Consider the following 22,926-nt stretch of genomic DNA (forward strand, 5'->3'; position numbering starts at 1 on the left):
TCGGGGGAGCGGGTGGGTCACGCGTGAGTGCTGAGGCATTGAACGTGAATACGTCCTTCAGGACCGCGGACGTGAACGAGGCACGGCTGATGATCGGTGCCGCGTTCTACAGCAATTACATGGATGTCATCGAGGGTCCGCGGACCTTCCGGGCCGAGTTCGACATCGGGCAGCTCGGTGCGCTCACCGTCGGCGAGCTGAGCTGCGGCGCCGACGTGCGGATGCGGCTCGGCGAACTGGGCGCCTACCACGTGAACATCCCGCTCGGCGGGCACATGAGTTTCCGGCAGGGCCGCGGCGCGGGCACCGTCGCGACGGCCGAGCGGGCCGGGGTCTTCCAGCCCGTCGGCGACACGGTGGTGGAGCGGTGGACCGGAGACTGCCGGGTGCTCGCGGTGAAGATGGGCCGCGAGGCCCTTGAGCAGCGTCTCGAACAGCTCCTCGGCAGGCCCGTCCGCGCCCCGCTGACGCTCGCCCCCGAACTCGACACCACCTGCGGCCCGGGCCGCGGCTGGAGCAGGCTCGTCACGACGGTCATGCAGGATCTGCTGGAGGAGCCGGCCGCCGGGGCGCGGGGCCAGCCGTCGCTCTACACGTCGCCGCTGGTGGCGGCGCCCCTCCAGGAGGCGATCCTGAGCGGCCTGCTGCTCGCCGTCGAACATCCCTTCCGCGCCGAACTCGCCGCTCCTGCCGGGAGACTGCGCCCGACGCCGGTGAAACGTGCCATGGACGCCGTGCACGAGCGGCCCGAGCATCCCTTCACGCCCGCGGGGCTCGCCGCCGAGGCGCGGGTCGGGGTGCGCTGGCTCCAGGAGGCGTTCCGCCGCTATGTGGGCATGTCGCCGATGGCGTACGTACGGGACGTGCGGCTGACCCGCGTGCGCGACGAACTGCGGGAGGCGGAGCCCGGCGCGCTCAGCGTGAGCGAGGTGGCGCACCGGTGGGGCTTCAGCCATCTGGGGAGGTTCGCCGAGCAGTACCACGCCCGGTTCGGGGAGCTGCCGTCGGAGACGCTGCGGAGCTGAACCTCCGGTGACGGGCGGGTTCGTGCGCGCGGCGCAGGGGCCGTGCGCTCTGCGGACAGTGGCTGCGCTCAGCGGATCGTGCCCCGGGGGGCGCGGGATTTATCGTTTCACCTGTCACCGGCTGGGCCGGTCGCTGCCCGTGGGTCCATCACCCGCCCCGGGGGCAACGACCGTGACGGAACCTCCGGGGACGATCCGGCCCGGCCTCAGGCCGGGCCGGGCCCGCGCCGCGGGTCCGGTCGCTCCCCCTGCACCACCCGTGCAACCGGACCCGCTCCCTCCGGACCGGGCCAGGACCCCGCCCGGTCCGAGGGCAGGGCCCGTGCTCCGTGCCCCCGTGCTCCACGGGGGCACCGGGGTTCACCGGGCTCCGCCCGGCTTCAGGCCGACGCGGCGAGATCCGTGAGCGTCACCATGCCCACCGGCTGACCGTCCTCGACGACGGGCAGCCTGCGCACGGCGTTCTGCAGCATCAGGCTGACCGCCGACGCCACCGCGTCATCCGGGGCCACCGTCACGGGATCGGGCGTACAGACGGCCTGCGCGCTGACGGTGAGGGGATCGGCCCCGTCGGCGACGGCCCGCAGCGCGATGTCCCGGTCGGTGAGCACCCCGACCACCCGGCCGGCCGTGGCCACCAGGACATGGCCGGTGCCCTGCGCGCGCATCAGCTGCGCCGCTTCCACCAGTGAGGCATCGGGTCCGACCGCCACGATTCCCGGTGTCATGACGTCCCTTACGACAACAGCCATGGCTGGGCCCTTTCTGTGGGAGTGTCCGGGTCCCGCCGCAGTACCCATGTACGGCGGGTCCATGCGGGGTATCTCCCGGGGAACACGGGGTTTGTCCCGGGGCGGCGGGGGGACCCGGCCGGAGCACTGCCCATGACGGCGCCTCGGCGGTGCCCGCTCCCGGCGGGCACCGCCCGCGCGGCACGCGTGTGTTTGTCCCCGGAGGCTCGGGGCAGGCGAACTTGACAGTGCTTCGGACCGGAGGCACGTCCGTGGGAGCGGCTCCGCTCGCCCGGGTGTGCCCGTCGCGGCCCCGCGCGCATCCCACGGTGACCCTTCAACCCAAGGCACCCCACAAGGGAGTTGCGACGCATCATGCGATCCGACGCGCCACACACGAAGCGCCGTCCGCACGACGACGCCCCCGACACGGCAGCCGCGTTCCGCAGGCTGACCGAGATGCCGCACGGCCCCGAACGTGACGCACTGCGCCAGGAGTTGGTCAAGGCCTGGCTGCCGATGGCCGAACGGCTCGCGGGCCGGTTCCGCAACCGCGGCGAACCCCTCGACGACCTGCGCCAGGTCGCGGCGCTCGGCCTGGTCAAGGCCGTCGACCGGTACGACCCCGAGCGCGGCAGCGCCTTCGAGAGCTACGCCGTGCCGACCGTCACCGGCGAGATCAAGCGCCACTTCCGTGACCACATGTGGACCCTGCACGTGCCGCGCCGCGTACAGGACCTGCGCAACCGGGTGCGGTTCGCCCGCCAGGAGCTGGCCCAGACCGTCCCCGGCCGCGCGCCGACCCTCGTCGAGGTCGCCGAGAAGGCGCAGCTGTCCGAGGAGGACGCGGCCGCCGGACTCGAAGCCCTCGACAGCTTCACCGCGCTCTCCCTGGACGCCGAACTGCCGGGCAGCGAGGACGGATACGCGCTGCGGGACGCGATCGGCGCGCCCGACCCCGCCCTCGACGTCGTCATCGACCGCGAGGCCGTCAAGCCGCGCATCGCCGCGCTGCCGGAGCGGGAACGCGACATCCTCTACATGCGCTTCTTCGGCGACATGACCCAGAGCCGCATCGCCGAGCAGCTCGGCATCTCCCAGATGCACGTCTCGCGGCTCATCAGCCGCTGCTGCGACCGCCTGCGCGACCAGGTCATGCAGGACGCGGCCTAATTCGCGGCCGACTTGCCCCGGTCGGCGGCCCGGCGCCCCGCACGCCGGGTCATGGCCAGCGCGATGTGGCGGGACATCACGTCGACCGCCTGCGCCTCGGCCATCGAGAAGGCCAGCCGCGCCCCGCTCCTGAACAGCGTGAGGACACCCCGCACCGGAGCGTCCGGACGTTCCCTCAGCGGCACGCACAGCAGGGACGTCACCTGCGCCCGTACGAGCACGGGGGCGCCGGAGGCGTCCCGGCCGAAGGACTCCGGGTCCTCCGGACGGACCTGGAGCGCGGGCGCTCCGCCGCGTGCCGCCTCGGCGACGAGGGGGCACGCGGCGGGGTCCTGTGCGAGGACGTCGCCGACCGGTGCGTCCTTCGGTCCGAGGACGGTCGTACGCCGCTGCCGCGCGGCCCCTTCGTCGGCTATCACCCAGTCCGCGAACCGGGGATGCAGCACACCGGCCGCGCGATCGAGCACGGCCGCACCATCCCCGGCGGGAGCGGTGAGCAGGGCGGTGGTCATGGCGTCCGAGAGGTCGAGACGGGCCGCGTGCCGGGTCGCCTCGCCGAGGTCGGGGGCGGGCGCGTGGGCCCGGAAGGTCTCCTGCGGCGCCCCGCGCGCGCCGCTGGGCCGCACGCCCGGCTGCAACACCACGAGCACCGCCGTACGCGGCTCCGCGCCCGGCCGCAGCGCGGTGAGCGTCACACGGACCGGGAGATGCGGTGCGCGCTGGAGATGGACGGTGAGGCTGCGGTCGCCGTCGCCGCGTGCGACCGCGGCGGTCTGCGAGCGGAACGCGACCCGGTCCGCGTGCAGCAGGAACCCGGTCAGGGGTCTGCCGGTCGCATAGCCGGAGCGCGCGCCCGTGAAGCCGGTCGCCGCGACGTTCATCCGCCGGACCACCGACTCCCGGTCGACCAGGACGACGGGCAGGGGGAGGCGCTGGAAAATGGCCCGCAGGAGCCGCTGCTCGTCCCGGTCGGGCACACTGCCGCCCAGATGCCCTTCGGCGGCGAGTTGTTCGTAGAGGGGCATCAAGTGCTCGGCGACATGGTCGAGTTCGAAGATCGCCGCGTCGAGGACCGTGCCGAGATCGTCCGTCGGCACGGAACGAGCTGATTTCAACTCGGTGACGCGGCGCACGAAATCGGCGATGTCTTCACCGAACTCCTCCGTTTTGGCCATGTGCCGAACGTATCCGCTGGGGCCGTTTTCCGGAGGGCGTCACGGGAACGCGGTGCTAAGGAGGAGGAAACCATCATGGCCCTCGTACCCGAACCGGACCTGGCGGGACCGGAATCAGCGATGCCGGGACGCAGGCTCTCCGAACTGGCCGAACAGGCCGTGCGCTGCACCAGCGCATGCTGCGGCGCCGGCACGACCGTATCGGAAGGCGGCAGCGAGCACCCCGCGGCGGTGACCCATCCCGACCTGGCGGGGCTCGTCTCCGTGCAGCTGCGCTCCGGCGACGGGCCCATACCGGCCGCGCAGGAGCGGGGTGCGCCGGTGCAGACCGGCGACCTGCTGCGGGACGAACGGTGGCCTGAATACCGCGCCATGGCGCTCGACTCGGGCGTGCGCTCCAGCATCACGCTCCCCTTCCAGCGCGCCGGGCTCACGGTCACCCTGTCCCTGTTCAGCTTCCGCCCCGGCGCCCTGGACGACGTCCGGCACGGCCCCGCTCAGGCGCTCGGCGACCTCGCCACGACGGGCCTGGTCCGCGACCGCCGCTACCGCGCGGCCCTCACCGAACTGGACCACCTCGGCACGGCCCTGCGCACCCGCCCCGTGATCGACCAGGCCTGCGGCATCATCATGCACGCCCTGGCCTGCGACGCGGACAAGGCCTTCACGATGCTGCGCCGCATCTCCCAGACCACCAACCGCAAGCTGGGCGATGTCGCGGCGGCGGTGGTCCAGACCCGGGGCAGGGGCCTCGAGCGGGACCTGTCGCGGCTGGCGGCCGAGGACTGACCGCCCCGCGCCCCGCCGGAACCACTCGGCCGGGGCCTCCCGCGCGCGCGAAGCGCCCCGCCGCGCTTCGATGGACGCATGCGGACGGAACCCGAAGGCCGTGGCCCTGTCCGGTACGGACCGCCCCTGCCGGAGCCGGGTCTGCCCGTCCTGCCGGGGCTCTGCGCCGTGCTCGCCGGTGCCGCGGGCCGCGCCCACGCCGAAGTGCCCGGCGGCGGCCCCGCCCTCCTGGACGCCGCGAGCGGCTACTGGACCCGGCGGGGCCTGCGCGGGGAGCGGGACCAAGTCATCGCCGCGCCCGGAGCCGCGCCCCTGCTGCTCGCCCTGACCGCCGCGATCGGCGGCGGCGACGTACTGCTCCCGCGGCCCTGCCCCGCATGGTGGGAGCCGCAGGTGCGGCTCCTCGGCCGGTCGGTGTACCACGTGCCGACGCCCGCCGAATGCGGGGGAGTGCCCGATCCGTACGCCCTCCTGGAGACCGTGCGCCGTATCCGCGCCGAGGGCGGCACCCCGCGTCTCCTCGTGCTCTCCGTCGCCGACGACCCGACCGCCACCGTGCCGCCGCCGGAAGTGCTGCACGAAGCCGTGGAGGCCGCGGCGGGCGAGGGGCTGCACATCGTCAGCGACGAGACCTGGCGCGACACCCTGCACCGGCCGCACGACACCATGCTCGTCGGCCCCGCCGAGATGGCTCCCGAGCGGGTGACGGTCCTGACCGATCTCTGCGGGGCCTTCCTGCCGCCGGGCTGGCCCGCCGCGGTCGCCCGCTTCCCCTCCGGCGAGCGCGGCGCCGCGCTGCGGGACCGCACCCTGGACGTCCTGACCGCGCTCGGCGCGAGCCTCGCGGCGCCGGTCGGGGCGGTGGCGTCGTACGCCCTCGGCGAGCCGGACGAGGTGATCGACCGCCTCGCCCGCGCGACCCGCCTGCACGCGCACGTGGCCGCCGCGGTCCGGCGCGAGGTGGTGGCGGCGGGCGCGCTCGCCCTGCCGCCGCAGGCGGGCCGCCACCTCTACGCGGACCTCGGCCCCCTCCGCGAGGAACTGGCCGCGCGAGGCGTCGGCGACTCGCAGGACCTGGAGGACTTCCTCGGCGAACGCCTCGCCATGCCCGCACCCGGCGGCCACCGGTTCGGCGACGACCCGGACGAACTGCGCGTACGCCTGTCCACCTGGCCGCTGCTCGGCTCGACCCGGCAGGAGCGCATGGCCGCTCTCGACGCGCCCGACGCCCGCGAACTGCCGCACGTCGAGCGGGCGTTGAGCGCCCTCGGGGCGGCCTTCGCCGACCTCCGCGCGGCCTAGGACGCCGCCTTGCGGACCTTGCGGACCTTGCGCCACAGCGCGGGCGCCGTGCTGATCAGTACCGTCAGGGCGACCGCCACCACCACGCCCTCCCACGGCTCCTTGAACAGGGAGCCGCCGAGAATGCCGATCAGCTGGTACGTCAGGGCCCAGGCGAGGCACGCGGGCACGTCCCCGCGGGCGAACCGGCGCAGCGGCATCTCCGCCATCAGGCAGGCCAGCATCACCGGAATCCGGCCCGCGGGCACGAGCCGGGACAGGACGAGCACCAGGACGCCGTGGTCCGCGAGCTTCTCCTGCGCCTGCGCGAGACGGTCCTCGGGAGCGCGGTCACGGATCGCCGCGAGCCAGCGCGAGCCGTTCTTCGAGTGCATGCCGCGCCGGCCGAGCCAGTACAGCGCGATGTCCCCGAGGAACGCGGCGAACGCCGACACCCCGAACACGAGGAGCAGCGAGAGGGGCGCCGTCTGGTGCACGGCCACCACGGCGGCCGAGCTGACGAGCGCGCCGGTGGGCACCACGGGCACCAGCGCACCCAGCACGATGAGCAGGAACAGCGACGGATAACCGACGGCCTGCTGCGTCGACTCCGGCGTCACGCCGAAGGACAGCGAGGGGATCACCGGGAGTCTCCCCCGGGGACCTCGGGCCGCACGCTCTCGCCGTGCCCCAGGCGGTGCACCGCCACATCGGGCGCGAGCCGCGCCGCCTGGCGCACGAACTCCTCGCCCGGCGTGTGGAACTCGTGCGGCCGCACGGCGTCCATGCCGATCGGCCAGTACGTGCCGTAGTGCACCGGCACCGCGCTTCTCGGCGCGAGCCTGGCCAGGGCGACCGCCGCGCGTGCCGCGTCGAGGTGGCCGTGGCCGAGATAGGGCCCCCAGCCGCCGACCGGAAGCAGCGCCACGTCGACGTCGCCGACCTCGTCGGCCATCGAGTCGAAGAGCCCGGTGTCCCCGGCGAAGTACGTCCGCGCCTCGCCCCGCACCACGAAACCCAGGGCGGGCGTGCCGTGCGGTCCCACGGGCAGCCGCCGCCCGTCGTGCCGAGCCGTCACCACCCGCACGGAGAGCTCGCCGACCCGGACCTCGTCCCCCGGCACGACCTCGACCAGGTCCAGATGGGCGAGCCTGCGCGCGAGCCCCGGCACCTGCCGCCGGGAGCCGCGCGGAAGCAGCACCCGGGTGCCGGGCGCGATCCGTGCCAGGGAGGGCACATGCAGATGATCGGCGTGCAGATGGGAGAGGAGCACGGCGTCGGCGACGGCCGCCCCGGCAGGGGGGAGCGCGCCTCTGCGCCGGCGCAGATGGGCGAGGCGGCGGGCGAACAGCGGGTCGGTGAGCACCCGCAGACCCGAATCCTCGACCGTGCAGGTGGCATGACCCCACCAGGTGATCTCCACCGGCACTCCGGTTCCTCCTTCATGCGACTGTTTACGAGCCTACGGCCAGGAGTAGGGTCTTCGGCTGACGCCAGTGGTGAGGACGCCAGAGGTGAGGGGGACGCGATGGGAGATGCCGCGAGCGCGACAGTGGTGCGGGTCGCCGCGATCGCCAGCCTGACACCGCTGGAGGAGCTGGACGCCGACCCGTTCCTGGTGGACTCCCGCAGCCAGCACGCGATGTGCGCGCGCTGGGCCGCCGAGAGAGGCTACGTCGTCACCCGTGAGCTCGTCGTCCGCGGGCTGCCCGCCGACCACGCCGTGCTCTGGGCCGACGTCGACGAGGGGCTCGTGGACCTCTTCGTCGTGCCGAGCCGCCGGGTCCTGGACAGCGCGCTGCGCTCGCCGGACGAGTTCACCGCGGAGTGCGGGCGGCGCGGGGTGCGGATCGAGACGGCGGGCCTCGCGGAGCCGTCGTACGACGCGGTGATGAAGGCCTGTGTCCACCGCCGGCTGTCCATGCCGACCGCGGGGTACGACGGTCGCTGACCTGGCGCCGCCCGGCCGTTGACCCTGTGACACGCTGGTGTCCGGATCTGTCAGGAAAAGTGAGGCGACGCGGCGTGGGGCGAGAGCGATGGCGGGCGGTCGGCAGCGTGGTCTGGCGCTCCGTCGCCGTATGGCTGGTCAGCACGCTCACCATGCTCGCGCTCGCCGGAATCCTGCCCGACTTCCAGCTCCAGTCCGACAACGGCGACAGCGCGACCCGTATCGCCATCACGGCGGCCCTCGGCGCCGGCGCCTTCGGCCTGCTCTCCTCGCTGGTGTGGCCCCTGCTCGTCCGGGCCCTGCTGCTCGTGCCCGCCCTCGTCCTGGGCCTGCTCGCCTTCGCCCTCAACGGCTCGCTGCTGCTGCTCGCCCTCCGGCTCATCCCCGACGGCCGCGGCGACGCCAACCCGGAGACCGCCGTCGTCGTCGCCGCGGTCATGTCCGCCGTCGCCTCGGCCACCGGAGGTGCCCTCGCCGTCCGTGACGACGACGCCTACCGCCGCCGTCTCTACCGCCTCGCCGACCGCAGACGACGCCGTACCGAAGGGCAGAGCGGCCCCGTGCCGCCCGGCACCGTCTTCATCCAGCTCGACGGCGTCGGCCACGACGTCCTGCGGGCCGCCGCGGACAACGGCCTGATGCCGACCATCGCGGGCTGGCTCGGTCACGGGGGCGAGCCCAGCCACCGCCTCACCCCCTGGCGCACCGACTGGTCCAGCCAGACCGGAGCGAGCCAGCTCGGCATCCTGCACGGCTCGAACCACGACGTTCCCGCCTTCCGCTGGTACGAGAAGGACACCGGCGAGGTCATGGTCTCCAACCGGCCCGCGTCCGCCGCGGAACTCCAGCGCCGCGCCATCGAACGCACCGGCGACGGCGGCCTGCTCACCCTCGACGGCGCCAGCCGCGGCAACCTCTTCAGCGGCGGCGCCGAACAGATCGCCCTCGTGCTCTCCATGGCCGCACGCCGAGGCAAGGAGAACCGCTCCCGCGCCGGGTACTTCGCCTACTTCTCCGATCCCGCCAACGCCGTCCGCACCGCCCTGTCCTTCGTCGCCGAGGTCGGCCGCGAGATCGGCGAATCGACCCGCGCCCGGATGAAGAAGCGGCGCCCGCGCATCGGCCGCGGCGGGCTCTACCCCTTCATCCGCGCCTTCGCGACGGTCGTCGAGCGCGACGTCGTGGTCGCCGCGGTGATCGGGGACATGCTCGTGGGGCGCAGCGCGGTCTACGCCGACCTCGTGGCGTACGACGAGGTGGCCCACCACTCGGGGCCCAGCGGCAGCGACGTCGACAAGGTCCTCCAGCGCCTCGACCGCTCCCTCGCGCTGATCGCGAAGGTCGCCGAACACGCCCCCCGCGCCTACCGCATCGTGATCCTCTCCGACCACGGCCAGAGCCCCGGAGAGACCTTCCGCGCCCGCTACGGCCTCACCCTCGGCGACCTCGTCAGGGCGGGCTGCGGCCTGCCCGTACCGCGCAAGGCGCGGCGCACCCACAGTGGCGCGGAGGCCCGCTCGGCGGTGCGCGCCGCGCTGCGCCGCCCCGTCGAGGAGGGCGCCGGCAAGGACCGCCCCGCCGAAGAGGCGGAGCCCGTCGTGCTCGCCTCCGGCAACCTCGGCCTCGTCTCCTTCCCCGACGTCCCGCACCGCATGACCCGCGAGGAGATCGACCTGCGCCACCCCGCGCTCCTGCCCACCCTCGCCAACCACCCTGGCGTCGGCTTCCTCCTCGTGCGCGGCGAGGACCGCGGCCCCGTCGTCCTCGGCGCGCGCGGCGGCGAGGTCTACCTCGACGAGGAGAGCGGCGACCCCGGGCCGCTGACCGATTTCGGGCCCGGCGCCGCCGACGCCGTGCGCCGCACCGACGGCTTCCCGCACGTCGCCGACATCATGGTCAACTCCTGGTACGACCCGCAGGACGGCGAAGTCCTCGCCTTCGAGGAGCAGATCGGCTCGCACGGCGGGCTCGGCGGCGCCCAGGGCCATCCCTTCCTCCTGTCGCCCCTCGTGCTCTCCGCACCGGTCGACGACGGGCAGGAACTCGTCGGCGCCGAGCGCGTCCACGAGGTGCTGCGGCGATGGCTCGGCGAGTACCAGGGGCCGGAGGTTCCGCTGGTGGGAGGGGGTGGCGGGGGTGTGAAGGATCCCCGGCACGAGGGCGCCGGCGACACAGCTTTTGCGGTTCCCGACCCCGCCGTGCAGGACAAAACACACTGATTTTGCGGGGTTCCCGCCGTGCCCGACCATGTCTGACGCCCCGGCGATCCCGGGCGTCCGGCACGACGAGAGGCACCACCCCCCATGCACGACACCGGAACCGTGAACCAGTCGGCTCCGGCCCCCGACCAGGAAGAACAGCGGACAGGGCAGCCCGCGGAGCAGTCCGCGGACCAGCACAGCAGGCACGCTCGCCGCTTCGGCCTCCCCATCGCCACCTGCCTCGTCATGGGCAACATCATCGGCGGCGGCATCTTCCTGCTCCCGGCCTCCGTCGCCCCCTTCGGGACCATCAGCCTCGTCGCGTTCGGCGTCCTGACCGCGGGCGCCATCGCCCTCGCCCTGGTCTTCGGGCGGCTCGCCCAGCGCGATCCGCGCACCGGCGGCCCCTACGTCTACGCGCGCGCCGCCTTCGGTGACTTCGCCGGATTCCTCGCCGCCTGGTCCTACTGGGCCACCGCCTGGGTGTCGAACGCCGCGCTCGCCGTCGCCGCGGTCGGCTATCTGGACGTCCTGATACCGGTCAACGACCACCGGTGGACCGCCTGCCTGGCCGCCCTGGTACTGCAACTCCTTCCCGCGCTCGCCAACTTCGCGGGCACCCGCTACGTCGGCGCGGTCCAGGTCGTCGCCACCGTCCTGAAGTTCCTGCCGCTGATGCTGGTCGCCGTCGGCGGGCTGTTCTTCTTCGACAGCGCCAACCTCGGTCCCTTCCGGGCGAGCGGCGACAGCCCGGCCGGTGCGATCTCCGCATCCGCCGCGATCCTGCTCTTCTCCTACCTGGGCGTGGAATCGGCCGCGGTCAGCGCCGGCGAGGTGCGCGACCCGCGGCGCAACGTCGGGCGCGCCACCATCCTCGGCACCCTGGGCGCCGCCCTCGTCTACCTGCTCGGCACCGTCGCCGTGTTCGGCACCGTCGCCCACGACAAGCTCGTGGGCTCCACCGCGCCCTTCTCGGACGCCGTCAACGTCATGTTCGGCGGCTCCTGGGGCGGTACGGCGGTGGCGCTCGCGGCGGTCGTGTCGATCCTCGGCGCCCTCAACGGCTGGACCCTCCTGAGCGCCCAGACGCCGTACGCCGCCGCCAAGGACGGGCTCTTCCCCGCGGCCTTCGGCAAGAAGAAGCGGGGCGTGCCGACCGTGGGCGTCCTGGTCACCGTCGTCCTCGCCTCGCTCCTGACCGTCTACAACTACACGGCCGGATCGAGCGGCGTCTTCGAGTCCCTCGTCCTGATCACCACGTTCACCGCGACCGTGCCCTACCTCCTGGCCACCGCCGCGCAGCTCTACTTCCTGGTCTCCGGGCAGGGCGAGCGCGTCGACCGCGCCCGCCTCGTGCGGGACGGCGTCCTCGCGGGCATCGCGTGCGGGTTCTCCATGTGGCTCGTCGCCGGGTCCGGTTACGCGGCCGTCTACCAGGGCGTCCTGTTCCTCTTCGCGGGCGTGCTCGTCTACGCGTGGATGGCGGCCCGCAAGGAGCGGACCGCCACCCACTGACCCCCCAACCCCCGTCGGTCCGGGGTTCCCCTGTTGCCCCGTCGTCCCCTGCTGCCCGTGCTGTCCCCCGGCTACCTGGCGAGCGGTGCGACCACCCAGCGGCGGGTGGTGAACATGCCGTCGGGCGGGCCGATCTCGATCAGCTTGCGGGCCGCCGGATAGGCCTCGTTGCCCTCGATCTCATAGCCGACGTCGAACGTCCCCGGCACGTCCCTGACCTGCGGCTCCCGCTGCGCCTTCGCACCCTTCGCGCCCTGGCCGCCGCTCTCGCCGGCCGTGACGGCGGCGAGTTCGGCGAGCAGCTGCCGCTGGGCCGCTGCGAGGGCCTCGCGCGGGTCGCGGGCCCGCGGCGCCGCTGCCGCCGCGGCCTTGCCGCCCGCGGGAGGCGGCGCGATGTCGGTGCTCGGCTCGCGCGTCGTGCCGGTGGCCTCGCGGGTGGAGATCTGCGCCTGGACGACGGTCGCGTCATTGTCCAGGACGACACGGATGACACCGCGGTCCGGCGTGATGACCGGAATGCCGTCGAAGACCTGCCGGAACGTCACATGCGTTTCGAGGGACACCGGCCTGCCGAGCTCGGAGCCGTCCTTCGCCCCGGAGTTCTGCATCAGGTCGTGCACGCTGTCCACGACCAGCTCGGCGCCGTCGGCGTGCTGCTCGGCGAACGCGCGCGCCGCCTCGACCGCCCGGTCCGTGGGGAGCTGCCGCTGGTTGCGGTGGTTGGCCTCGGCGAGCTTGACCCACCGCACGGCGTGCGGCGCCGTGGAGATGGTCCGGTCGCCGGAGGCGGCGCTGAGCACGCCCTGCCGCTCGACCTGCACCTCTTGCAGCGCCGCCGACGGGAACTCGGCGATGCGGCCCAGCTTGGTGAGCTCCTCGGCCGGGTCGCGCGGCGCGAGCTGCACGATCTGCGGGCTGCCCGGCGCCTGCGTCCGCGGCTCCCTGAGGCTGTCGCGCGCGTAGTACCAGCGCCACGCGTACCAGTTGTCCGGCACGTGCTCGCGGTAGAGGGTCCGCTCGCCGTTCAGCCTGGCCGTGGCCTCCGCCTGGTTGGCGCCGACCGCGCAGACCGAGGGCGCCTGGCCCTTGTAGATGTCCCAGCTCGCGTTCAGCCAGGCGTCGGTGAACGTCTGCCCGGCCCGCCACTTCTCCCAGAACTTCTTTCCGTAGTCGGGGCTGTCGATGCTGACGGTCTCGAACCCGAACATCATGCGGAAGCCGATGTTGGGCCCCGCCCACGTACGGATCGGGGAGTGCCCGCCGAGGACCCGCAGCGAGGTGCAGGTGGACCAGAAGACGTAGTTCACCTTCTCGTTGCCCAGCGCCATCCGGTTCGAGACCGCGTCGCTGCGCCCGTCCCACACCGCGCCGAGCGGCGCGAAGAAGACGCCGTTGTTGTCCATGCCGCCGTGGCCCGAGTGGTAGACGGCGACCACCGCGTCCATGCCGTAGCGGTCCTGCCAGTTGTCGTACGTCTCCTCGTACGCCCAGACCTGCGCCCCGCCGTCCGCGAACCAGAAGTTGCGGTCGTAGAACTGCTGCAGGTACGCCAGCCACCCGGTGGCATCGGCGTGCGTGTGGAAGAGAGGGTTCTGGTTGACGAACTTCTGGATGCTGAAGGCGCCCCACCAGCCGAACGTCGAGTCGCGGGTACCGACGGCCCCCGGCTTCGCCCCTTCCAGCGGGGACGGACCGCGGTCCGAGTAGTTCATGCGCATGGCCAAACCCCCTGAGTGATCTCCTCGTCCGAGCGAGGGGGCCTCAAAGTGTCACCGCACGACTCCCTTGCCCAGTTGCCATTCAGGCCATAGCGGCGTGCACCGGAGCTGCCGCCGCGCCTCTGACGCATCAGTAACCGCCACCCGTGGGCCGGTCTGCGGCGTGTGCCGGGCCGGGGTGTGATCGGATGGGCGCACGGAAGTTCCGCAACGCATCACGGAACCGCACTGAAGGGATCTGCATCGTGGCTACCACGCGCTCCGCGCACACGGTCTGGGAAGGCTCTCTGACGGAGGGCTCGGGCACCGTCGCCTTCGACTCGTCCGGCATCGGCGAGCAGGCCGTCTCCTGGCCCTCCCGCGCCGAGGAGGCCAACGGCAAGACCAGCCCGGAAGAGCTGATCGCCGCCGCGCACTCCAGCTGCTTCTCCATGGCGCTGTCGCACGGTCTGACGGGCGCGGGCACCCCGCCCACCCGGCTGACCACCTCCGCCGACGTGACCTTCCAGCCCGGCACCGGCATCACCGGCATCCACCTCACCGTCGAGGGCGAGGTGCCGGGTCTGGACGAGGCCGCCTTCACCGAGGCCGCCGAGGCCGCCAAGGCGGGCTGCCCCGTGAGCCAGGCGCTGACGGGCACGACGATCACGCTGTCGGCGAAGCTCGCCTGACGTGGTCCGGACCGTGCCGCCGTCCCTCAGGGGGCGGCGGCACCGTCATGTGCGGCATTGACAATATGCCGCTCAAGTTTTGTGATGGAGGGCGGAGTACGCCGGGAAACGGGCTCGCGGTGGAAGGAGACTGGACATGGCACGTGCAGTCGGGATCGACCTCGGTACGACGAACTCGGTGGTGGCCGTCCTGGAGGGCGGTGATCCCACGGTCGTCGCGAACGCCGAGGGAGCGCGCACCACGCCCTCGGTCATCGCCTTCGCGAAGAACGGCGACGTCCTCGTCGGAGAGGTCGCCAAGCGGCAGGCGGTCACCAATGTGGAGCGCACCGCACGCTCCGTCAAGCGGCATATGGGAGACGGGAGTTGGCGCTTCCCCGACGAAGGTTCGGTGGACGGCACGCGCTACACCGCCCAGGAGCTCTCCGCCCGCGTCCTGCAGAAGCTCAAGCGTGACGCCGAGTCCTATCTCGGCGAGGACGTCACGGACGCGGTCGTCACCGTCCCCGCGTACTTCGACGACACCCAGCGCCAGGCCACCAAGGAGGCCGGTGAGATCGCGGGCCTGAAGGTGCTGCGCATCATCAACGAACCGACGGCGGCGGCCCTCGCGTACGGCCTCGACAAGGGCGACGACCAGACGGTCCTCGTCTTCGACCTCGGCGGCGGCACCTTCGACGTCTCGCTCCTGGAGATGGGCGACGGCGTCATCGAGGTCAAGGCCACCAACGGCGACACGCAACTCGGCGGCGACGACTGGGACCAGCGGATCGTCGAGTATCTGGTGCGGCAGTTCAAGAACGCGCACGGAGTGGACCTCGCCAAGGACAAGATGGCGCTGCAACGCCTGCGGGAGGGCGCGGAGAAGGCGAAGATCGAGCTGTCGTCGTCGAGCGAGACCGACATCAATCTGCCGTACGTGACGGCGTCGGCCGAAGGCCCTCTGCATCTGGCGGAGAAGCTGACCCGCGCCCAGTTCCAGGAGCTGACGGCGGACCTGCTCGAACGCTGCCGGGTGCCCTTCCACCAGGCGGTGAAGGACGCGGGCGTGAAACTGTCGGCCGTCGACCACGTGATCCTGGTGGGCGGTTCGACGCGGATGCCCGCAGTGACGGAACTGGTCAAGGAACTCACCGGCAGCGAGCCGCACAAGGGGGTCAACCCCGACGAGGTGGTGGCGCTCGGCGCGGCGCTCCAGGCCGGTGTGATCCGGGGTGACGTGAAGGACGTCCTGCTCCTGGACGTGACGCCGCTGTCCCTCGGCATCGAGACCAAGGGCGGCATCATGACCACCCTCATCGAGCGCAACACGACCATCCCCACCCGGCGTTCGGAGACGTTCTCGACCGCCGAGGACAATCAGCCCTCGGTCGGCATCCAGGTCTTCCAGGGGGAGCGGGAGATCGCCGCGTACAACAAGAAGCTGGGCGTCTTCGACCTCACGGGACTGCCCCCGGCGCCGCGCGGCGTCCCCAAGATCGAGGTCACCTTCGACATCGACGCCAACGGCATCATGCACGTCTCGGCGAAGGACGAGGCGACGGGGCGTGAGCAGCGCATGACGGTGACGGGCGGTTCCGCGCTGCCCAAGGACGACATCAACCGCATGGTGCGGGAGGCCGAGGAGCACGCGGAGGAGGACCGCAAGCGGCGCGACGCGGCGGAGACCCGCAACCAGGCGGAGCAACTCGTCTACCAGACCGAGCGGTTCATGCGGGAGAACGAGGAGCGGATACCCGCCGACACCAGGACCGAGGTGGAGGCGGCGGCCACCGAGCTGAAGGCGCTCCTGAAGGACAAGGCCGACGACACGGCGGCGTTGCGCGCGGGCGCGGAGAAACTGGCCACGGTCAGCCAGCGCATGGGCCAGGCCATGTATGCCGCTGCGGGCGAGAGTGCCCGGGGGACTGCGGAGTCCCCTCCCGAGGAAGGCGTCGTCGACGCGGAGATCGTGGACGACGAGAAGCCCGGGGAGGGGAAGGGGAAGGGCACCGAAGGCTAGCCCCCGCTCCGGCGGCGGGGGTGAGCGCTCAAGACCCCGTCTTCTCCCACCCCCGCCGCTCCGGACGCGCCCCCACCCGCTGCGGATCCCGGCTGCGGTAGACCACGTACGGCCGGAACAGATACTGCACCGGCGCGCTGAACATGTGCACGAGCCGCGTGAACGGGATCAGTGCGAACAGCGCCATGCCCACCACCGCGTGGATCTGGTACATGACCGGCACCCCCGCCATCATGTCCGTGTCCGGCTGGAGGGTGAACAGGCTGCGCGCCCAAGGGGCGATGGATTCGCGGTAGTTGTAGCCGTCGCCCGACGCGTGCGTCAGCTTGGCGACCATGCCGAGCACGATCGCCGCGAACAGCACCAGGTACATCAGCTTGTCGTTCGCGGTCGTCGCCCGGAACACGGGCGCGTTCGTGCGCCTGCGGTAGAGCAGCAGCAGGATGCCGAGCACCAGCAGGACGCCCGCCGCCGTGCCGCCGTACAGCGAGAACAGGTGGTAGGTGTGCTCCTTCATGCCCACCTTGTCCGTCCACGACTCCGGCAGGAAGAGGCCCACCAGATGCCCGACGAGGACGAACAGGATGCCGTAGTGGAACATGGGCGAGGCGATGTTCAGGAGCTTCGACTCGTAGACCTGCGAGGAGCGCGTCGTCCAGCCGAACTTGTCGTAGCGGTAGCGCCAGGCGAGGCCCGCCGCCAGGAGCACGACGACCACGTACGGGATGACGCCCCACAGCAGCGTTCTCATCAGTGCTCCCCGATCATTGCGAAGGGTTCGAGTCCGACGTCCTCCCGTGGCGGCCCCGACCGGGCAAGCGCCTGCGCCTCGGCCCTGTCCTTCGGCGAGGGGCCCGGCAGCGTCGCGCACACCGCCTGGAGGACGCACGCGTAGGGAGTGCCGAAATCGGTGAGGGCGAGCCGCAGCAGTTCGAGGCCCGGCCGGTGCTCCTGGAGGAGGACGGGGCCCGCGTGCGCGGAGAACTCCAGGACCGCGGGCAGGAAGTCCGGCAGTTCCTCGCCGGTGAACTCCATGCCGTGCTCCCGGTAGACCTCCTTGAAGCGGACCAGGGTCATCCCGCGCCGCCGTGTGTCGCCGTCGCGCCACCAGCTGAGGTAGAGGCTGTGGCGGTTCTTGAAGTCGAAGACCTGGACGTAGTGCGCGGCGAGTTCGGACGGTTTCGTCGCCGCCGCGTGTGCCAGAAAGTCCTCGAACTGTGGTGCCGCTGCGCGCAGTTGGGGCAGGAGTGCGCGAAACTCCTCGTCCGGATAGGACAGGCAGTGCGCGGCTGCCCGGTACAGCACGGCGTTGTCGCTCACAGGGTGTCCCTCTCGGCGGCGGTCTCGGTCGCGGACGGCTGCTCGTCGGAGGTCTGCCGTTCCCGCATGGCGTGGAAGCTCTCGATGGTCACGAGCGGCAGCTGCTTGCGCCCCGAGTCCTGGCCGAAGGGCCCGTCGCCGCCCATCCCCGGACCGTCCGCGTGGTCGAGGCTGCACGAGTCGGGCACCGCCGACTCCTCCAGGCGCTGCGCGTCTCCGACCGCCGCGGTGGGGATGACGTAGCGGTCCTCGTACTTGGCGATGGCGAGGAGGCGGTACATCTCCTCGATCTCCTGGCCCGACATGCCCACGGCGTCGGCGACCGAACTGTCGGGCCGTTCCCCGAGGTTGATGGCCCGCATGTGCGCCCGCATCGCCGCCAGCTTCTCCAGGGAGGCCCGCACCGGGCCCACGTCTCCGGCCGTGAAGATCTCCGCGAGGTATTCGAGCGGGATGCGCAGCGTGTCGATGGCCCCGAACAGGTTGTCCAGGTCCTCGCCGTCGTGCCCGGTCTCGCTCAGCGCGTCCACGACCGGGGAGAGCGGCGGGATGTACCAGACCATCGGCATCGTCCGGTACTCCGGATGCAGCGGGAGCGCCACCTTGTACGTGCTGATCAGCGCGTGCACGGGGGAGCGGCGTGCGGCCTCGATCCAGTCGTGGCCGATCCCGGCCCGCTCGGCCTCGCGCCGCACCTCCGGGTCCTCCGGGTCGAGGAACACGCCCAACTGTGACTCGTACAGCGCCGTGTCGTCCTGCACGGACGCCGCTTCCGTCACCTTGTCGGCGTCGTAGAGGATCACTCCGAGGTAGCGCAGGCGGCCCACGCACGTCTCGGAGCAGACGGTGGGCAGGCCCACCTCCAGGCGCGGGTAGCACATCGTGCACTTCTCGGCCTTGCCGGTGCGGTGGTTGAAGTACACCTTCTTGTACGGGCAGCCGGTCACGCACTTGCGCCAGCCCCGGCAGTGGTCCTGGTCGACCAGGACGATGCCGTCCTCCTCGCGCTTGTACATCGCGCCGGAGGGGCAGGACGCCACGCACGCCGGGTTCAGGCAGTGCTCGCAGATCCGCGGCAGATAGAACATGAAGGTCTGCTCGAAGGCGAACTTGACCTTCTCGGCGGCCTTCTCGCGGGTCTTGGCGACCATCGGGTCGAGGTCGCCGTGCTCGGTGACGCCGCCGAGGTTGTCGTCCCAGTTCGACGACCACTCGATCTTCATGGGCTTGCCGCTGATCAGCGAACGCGGTTCGGCGACGGGGTAGTCGTCGCCGAGCGGGGCGTCGGTGAGGTTCTTGTACTCGTACGTCCAGGGTTCGTAGTAGTCCTTGATCTCCGGCAGCTTGGGGTTGGAGAAGATCTCCAGGAGCGCCTTGATACGGCCGCCGTTCTTGAGCTTCAGGGCGCCCTTCTTGTTCAGCTCCCATCCGCCCCGCCACTTCTCCTGGTCCTCGTAGCGGCGCGGGTAGCCCTGGCCGGGGCGGGTCTCGACGTTGTTGAACCAGACGTACTCCATGCCGTCGCGGTTGGTCCACGCCTGCTTGCAGGTGACGGAGCAGGTGTGGCAGCCGATGCACTTGTCGAGGTTCATGACCATCGCGATCTGTGCCATTACGCGCATCAGTACTGCACCTCCTGGCTGCGACGGCGGATGACCGTCACCTCGTCGCGCTGGTTGCCCGTCGGGCCCAGGTAGTTGAACGCCCACGACAACTGGGCGTAGCCGCCGATGAGATGGGACGGCTTGAGGATGAGGCGGGTCAGGGAGTTGTGGATGCCGCCGCGCTTGCCGGTGGTCTCCGTCTTGGGGACGTTGACCGTGCGCTCCTGCGCGTGGTGCATGTAGACCGTTCCGGCCGGCATCCGGTGCGAGACGATCGCCCGCGCGACGACCACGCCGTTGCGGTTGACCGCCTCGATCCAGTCGTTGTCCTTCACGCCGATCGCCTCCGCGTCCTGCGGCGACATCCAGATGCACTGGCCGCCCCGGGAGAGCGAGAGCATGAAGAGGTTGTCCTGGTACTCGGAGTGGATGGACCACTTGTTGTGCGGGGTGAGATAGCGGACCGTCACCTCCTTCTCGCCGTCCGGGCCGAGGCGTGGCTCCCCGAAGAGGCGGTTCATGTCCAGGGGCGGCCGGTAGACGGGCATCGCCTCGCCCAGCTCGTGGATCCAGTCGTGGTCGAGGAAGAAGTGCTGGCGTCCGGTGAGCGTGTGCCAGGGCTTCAGGTGCTCGGTGTTGAGCGTGAACGCCGTGTAGCGGCGGCCACCGGACTCACTGCCCGACCACTCGGGCGAGGTGATCACGGGCACGGGGGCGGCCTGGGTGTCGGCGTACGTGATGCGCTTGCCCTCGTGCTCGGCCGCCAGGTGCGCCATCTCCTGGCCGGTGCGCGCCTCCAGGGTGTGGAAGCCCTGGGTGGCGAGCCGGCCGTTGGTCGTGCCGGACAGGGCGAGGATGGTGTTCGCCGCCTTGATCGCGGTGTCCAGGGCGGGGCGGCCGTCGGCGGGTCCGCCGCGTACGACGCCGTTGCGTTCGCGCAGCTCGTCGACCTCCTGGTCGGGCCGCAGCGCGATGCCCTTCGCGGGCAGGCCCAGCGTCTCCGCGAGCGGGCCCAGCGCCGCGAACTTCGCGCCGATCGCGGTGTAGTCGCGCTCGACCACCGTCAGGCCCGGCATCGTCTTGCCCGGGATCGCCTCGCACTCGCCCTTGCGCCAGTCCAGGACGACACCGCCGGGCTGCGCCGTCTCGCCGGGGGTGTCGTGCTGGAGCGCGGTGGCCACGACGTCCTTGCGTACGCCGAGATGGTCGACGGACAGCTCGCTCAGCCGTTCCGCGATCGCCTTGAACGTGTCGAAGTCGGTGCGGGCCTGCCAGGGCGGGTCGACGGCCGGGGTGAAGGAGTGGACGTAGGGGTGCATGTCCGTGGAGGACAGGTCGTGCTTCTCGTACCAGGTGGCGGCGGGCAGGACCACGTCCGAGAGCAGCGTCGAAGACGTCTGGCGGAAGTCCAGCGAGACGAGCAGGTCGAGCTTGCCCTCGGGGGCCTCGTCGTGCCACGTCACCGTCGAGGGCCGCTCATCGGGGGACGCCTCCTCGGCCCGCAGCGAGGAGTGCGTGCCGAGCAGGTGCTTGGTGAAGTACTCCGCGCCCTTGGCCGACGAGCCGAGCAGGTTGGCGCGCCACAGCGTCAGGACGCGCGGCCAGTTCTCCGGTGCGTCCGGGTCCTCGCAGGCGAAGTTGAGGGTGCCCGCCTTGAGCTCGTCGACGACGTTGGCCACCGGATCGTCGGTGGTCTCGCCGAGATCCAGGGAGTTGCGGTCGAAGGTCGGATAGGAGGGCATCCAGCCCGTACGCGCCGAGAGGGCCAGGCAGTCGGCGCCCGTCATCCCCGCGAACCTGCCCTCGCCCAGCGGAGAGGCGAGCACGTCCGCGGCGAACTTGTCGTAGCGCCACTGGTCGGTGTTCAGGAACCAGTACGCGGCGCCGATCATCTGCCGCGGCGGCCTGCTCCAGTCGTTGGCGCTGGCCAGCGTCGCCCAGCCGGTCGCGGGGCGGCACTTCTCCTGGCCCACGTAGTGCGCCCAGCCGCCGCCGTTGCGGCCCTGGCAGCCGGTCAGCTGGAGCAGCGCGAGGAAGGCACGGTAGATCGTCTCGGAGTGGAACCAGTGGTTGGTCCCCGCCCCCATCAGGATCATGCAGCGCCCGCGCGACTTCTCGGCGGTCCGCGCGAACTCCCGCGCGATCTTCACCGCCTTCGCGGCAGGCACCGAGGTGTGCGCCTCCTGCCAGGCCGGGGTGCCGGGCGCGTCGGCATCCTCGTACGACGAAGGCCACTCGCCCGGCAGGCCCTCGCGGCCGACGCCGTACTGCGCGAGCAGCAGGTCGAAGACCGTCGTGACCAGGGGGCCGTCCTGGCCGCCGAGCCGCGTGGCGGGCACCCCGCGCCGGACGATCTCACCGCGGCCCTGGCCGTGCGTGCCGCCCTCGGTGTCGAAGCGCGGGAGCAGCACCTCGACGCCCGTCGCGACGTCGGAGTCGTGCAGGGAGAGCCGTGGCTCGATCCCGCCGAGCTCCAGATTCCACTTGCCCTTGCCGGACTCGGTCCAGCGGAAGCCCAGCGAGCCGTTCGGGACGGCGGGCTGCCCGGTCCGCTCGTCCAGGACGGCCGTCTTCCAGTCGTCGCCCTCACCGCTCTCGCCCAGGTCGGTGGCGCGCAGGAACTTCGACGGGACGAACGCGCCGTCGCGCTCGGTCAGCGTCACCAGGAAGGGCAGGTCGGTGAACTTGGTGACGTAGTCGGTGAAGAAGTCCGTCCGCCGGTCGACGAAGAACTCCTTGAGGATGACGTGGCCCATCGCGATGGCGAGCGCCCCGTCCGTGCCGGGGTGCGGGTGCAGCCACTCGTCGGCGAACTTCGTGTTGTCGGCGTAGTCCGGCGACACGGCGACGACCTTCTGGCCGCGGTAGCGCGCCTCGGCCATCCAGTGCGCGTCCGGAGTCCTGGTCACCGGGACGTTCGAGCCCCACATCATCAGATACGCGGCGTCCCACCAGTCGCCCGACTCCGGTACGTCGGTCTGGTCGCCGAAGACCTGCGGCGAGGCGACCGGCAGGTCCGCGTACCAGTCGTAGAACGACAGCATGGGCGCGCCGATCAGCGACATGAAGCGGGCGCCCGCCGCGTGCGACACCATCGACATCGCGGGGATGGGCGAGAAGCCCGCGACCCGGTCGGGGCCGTGCGTCTTGATCGTGTGGACGTGCGCGGCCGCGATGATCTCGACGGCCTCGTCCCAGCTCGCCCGCACCAGGCCGCCCTTGCCGCGCGCCTGCTGGTACGTCCTGCGCCGCTCCGGATCACTCTGGATGTCCGCCCAGGCGAGCACCGGGTCCCGGAGGCGGGACTTCGCCTCGCGGTACATCTCCAGGAGCACACCGCGCAGATACGGGTAGCGCACCCGGGTCGGCGAGTACGTGTACCAGGAGAACGCGGCGCCGCGCGGGCAGCCGCGCGGCTCGTACTCGGGGCGGTCGGGGCCCACGGAGGGATAGTCGGTCTGCTGGGTCTCCCAGGTGATGATGCCGTCCTTGACGTACACCTTCCAGCGGCAGGATCCCGTGCAGTTCACGCCGTGCGTCGAGTTCACGACCTTGTCGTGGCTCCACCGGTCCCGGTAGAAGGCGTCCGCGTCGCGGCCGCCGACGAGTCCGATGCTGTGCAGGTCGGGGGCGGCGGTGCCGCGGCGGAAGAACTTGCCCGCACGCAGCAGCGCGGCACCGGGCTCGGTCGTCTCTGTCACCCTTGAGCTCCCTAAGTCTGCCTTTCAACGAACCTAGGCGCGGGGCGGCGGCAGCACACGGCGGCTTCC

The 22,926-nt window shown here is 71.8% G+C and carries 18 protein-coding genes; 9 read left to right on the forward strand and 9 right to left on the reverse strand.

Annotation, left to right across the window (positions count from 1 at the left end):
- Positions 1–23 precede the first annotated feature (23 nt).
- Positions 24–1,025 carry an AraC family transcriptional regulator gene (locus ABZ906_RS03100; RefSeq protein WP_361376637.1) on the forward strand — a complete coding sequence of 334 codons (1,002 nt, stop codon included), beginning with the start codon at positions 24–26 and terminating at the stop codon, positions 1,023–1,025.
- Between the two features lie 380 nt (positions 1,026–1,405).
- Here ABZ906_RS03100 and ABZ906_RS03105 read toward each other — a convergent pair whose 3' ends face one another.
- Entirely contained in the window at positions 1,406–1,777 is a 372-nt protein-coding gene (locus ABZ906_RS03105; protein ID WP_361198125.1) for a CBS domain-containing protein, read from the reverse strand.
- Between the two features lie 354 nt (positions 1,778–2,131).
- Here ABZ906_RS03105 and ABZ906_RS03110 point away from each other — a divergent pair, with 354 nt between their 5' ends.
- Positions 2,132–2,929 (forward strand): RNA polymerase sigma factor SigF, encoded by a 798-nt coding sequence (locus ABZ906_RS03110; RefSeq protein WP_361376640.1) that lies wholly within the window; start codon positions 2,132–2,134, stop codon positions 2,927–2,929.
- On the opposite strand, the gene ABZ906_RS03115 is transcribed toward ABZ906_RS03110, so the two are convergent.
- Positions 2,926–4,104, reverse strand: coding sequence for a PAS domain protein (locus ABZ906_RS03115; protein ID WP_361376643.1), 1,179 nt, complete (start codon positions 4,102–4,104; stop codon positions 2,926–2,928). The two genes, ABZ906_RS03110 and ABZ906_RS03115, sit on opposite strands and share 4 nt — an antisense overlap.
- A gap of 75 nt (positions 4,105–4,179) precedes the next feature.
- Here ABZ906_RS03115 and ABZ906_RS03120 point away from each other — a divergent pair, with 75 nt between their 5' ends.
- Both ABZ906_RS03120 and ABZ906_RS03125 read left to right on the forward strand, forming a co-directional pair.
- On the forward strand, positions 4,180–4,893 hold the full coding sequence (locus tag ABZ906_RS03120) for an ANTAR domain-containing protein (RefSeq protein WP_361198134.1): 714 nt from the start codon (positions 4,180–4,182) through the stop codon (positions 4,891–4,893).
- A 78-nt stretch (positions 4,894–4,971) separates the two neighbouring features.
- Entirely contained in the window at positions 4,972–6,195 is a 1,224-nt protein-coding gene (locus tag ABZ906_RS03125) for an aminotransferase class I/II-fold pyridoxal phosphate-dependent enzyme (protein WP_361376646.1), read from the forward strand.
- Here ABZ906_RS03125 and ABZ906_RS03130 read toward each other — a convergent pair.
- Positions 6,192–6,818, reverse strand: a complete 627-nt coding sequence (locus tag ABZ906_RS03130) for a VTT domain-containing protein (RefSeq protein WP_361198139.1) — start codon at positions 6,816–6,818, stop codon at positions 6,192–6,194. The two genes, ABZ906_RS03125 and ABZ906_RS03130, sit on opposite strands and share 4 nt — an antisense overlap.
- A complete protein-coding gene (locus ABZ906_RS03135; RefSeq protein WP_361198142.1) occupies positions 6,815–7,603 on the reverse strand; it encodes an MBL fold metallo-hydrolase in 789 nt (262 codons plus the stop codon). Before ABZ906_RS03135 ends, ABZ906_RS03130 begins: the two co-directional genes overlap by 4 nt.
- A gap of 99 nt (positions 7,604–7,702) precedes the next feature.
- On the opposite strand from ABZ906_RS03135, the gene ABZ906_RS03140 reads away from it, so the two are divergent.
- The 3 genes from ABZ906_RS03140 (at position 7,703) to ABZ906_RS03150 (ending at position 11,841) form a co-directional block, all read left to right on the forward strand.
- Positions 7,703–8,125 carry a hypothetical protein gene (locus tag ABZ906_RS03140; protein ID WP_361376649.1) on the forward strand — a complete coding sequence of 141 codons (423 nt, stop codon included), beginning with the start codon at positions 7,703–7,705 and terminating at the stop codon, positions 8,123–8,125.
- A 74-nt stretch (positions 8,126–8,199) separates the two neighbouring features.
- Complete coding sequence (locus tag ABZ906_RS03145) at positions 8,200–10,344, forward strand: phage holin family protein (protein WP_361198147.1); 2,145 nt, start codon at positions 8,200–8,202, stop codon at positions 10,342–10,344.
- A gap of 84 nt (positions 10,345–10,428) precedes the next feature.
- Positions 10,429–11,841: an amino acid permease gene (locus ABZ906_RS03150; protein ID WP_361376652.1), complete on the forward strand. Its 1,413-nt coding sequence runs from the start codon at positions 10,429–10,431 to the stop codon at positions 11,839–11,841.
- A gap of 71 nt (positions 11,842–11,912) precedes the next feature.
- On the opposite strand, the gene ABZ906_RS03155 is transcribed toward ABZ906_RS03150, so the two are convergent.
- Entirely contained in the window at positions 11,913–13,559 is a 1,647-nt protein-coding gene (locus tag ABZ906_RS03155) for a DUF6345 domain-containing protein (RefSeq protein ID WP_361376655.1), read from the reverse strand.
- Between the two features lie 245 nt (positions 13,560–13,804).
- Between ABZ906_RS03155 and ABZ906_RS03160 the strand changes: the two genes are divergently transcribed.
- Together ABZ906_RS03160 and dnaK are read left to right on the forward strand one after the other, a co-directional pair.
- Positions 13,805–14,230, forward strand: coding sequence for an OsmC family peroxiredoxin (locus ABZ906_RS03160; protein ID WP_361198156.1), 426 nt, complete (start codon positions 13,805–13,807; stop codon positions 14,228–14,230).
- A gap of 136 nt (positions 14,231–14,366) precedes the next feature.
- Positions 14,367–16,232: a molecular chaperone DnaK gene (gene dnaK, locus ABZ906_RS03165; protein WP_361376658.1), complete on the forward strand. Its 1,866-nt coding sequence runs from the start codon at positions 14,367–14,369 to the stop codon at positions 16,230–16,232.
- A gap of 28 nt (positions 16,233–16,260) precedes the next feature.
- On the opposite strand, the gene narI is transcribed toward dnaK, so the two are convergent.
- The 4 genes from narI to ABZ906_RS03185 are packed head-to-tail and all read right to left on the reverse strand — an operon-like array spanning position 16,261 to position 22,857.
- The gene (narI, locus tag ABZ906_RS03170; RefSeq protein WP_361198162.1) at positions 16,261–16,983 is read right to left on the reverse strand and encodes a respiratory nitrate reductase subunit gamma; all 723 of its coding nucleotides are present in this window, start codon (positions 16,981–16,983) and stop codon (positions 16,261–16,263) included.
- The gene (gene narJ, locus ABZ906_RS03175) at positions 16,983–17,552 is read right to left on the reverse strand and encodes a nitrate reductase molybdenum cofactor assembly chaperone (RefSeq protein WP_361198165.1); all 570 of its coding nucleotides are present in this window, start codon (positions 17,550–17,552) and stop codon (positions 16,983–16,985) included. Before narJ ends, narI begins: the two co-directional genes overlap by 1 nt.
- Positions 17,549–19,174 (reverse strand): nitrate reductase subunit beta, encoded by a 1,626-nt coding sequence (narH, locus tag ABZ906_RS03180; RefSeq protein ID WP_361376661.1) that lies wholly within the window; start codon positions 19,172–19,174, stop codon positions 17,549–17,551. Before narH ends, narJ begins: the two co-directional genes overlap by 4 nt.
- A complete protein-coding gene (locus tag ABZ906_RS03185; RefSeq protein ID WP_361376664.1) occupies positions 19,174–22,857 on the reverse strand; it encodes a nitrate reductase subunit alpha in 3,684 nt (1,227 codons plus the stop codon). Before ABZ906_RS03185 ends, narH begins: the two co-directional genes overlap by 1 nt.
- Positions 22,858–22,926: the final 69 nt, after the last annotated feature.

Source organism: Streptomyces sp. NPDC046925 (genome assembly GCF_040644915.1).
Classification (GTDB): Bacteria; Actinomycetota; Actinomycetes; order Streptomycetales; family Streptomycetaceae; genus Streptomyces.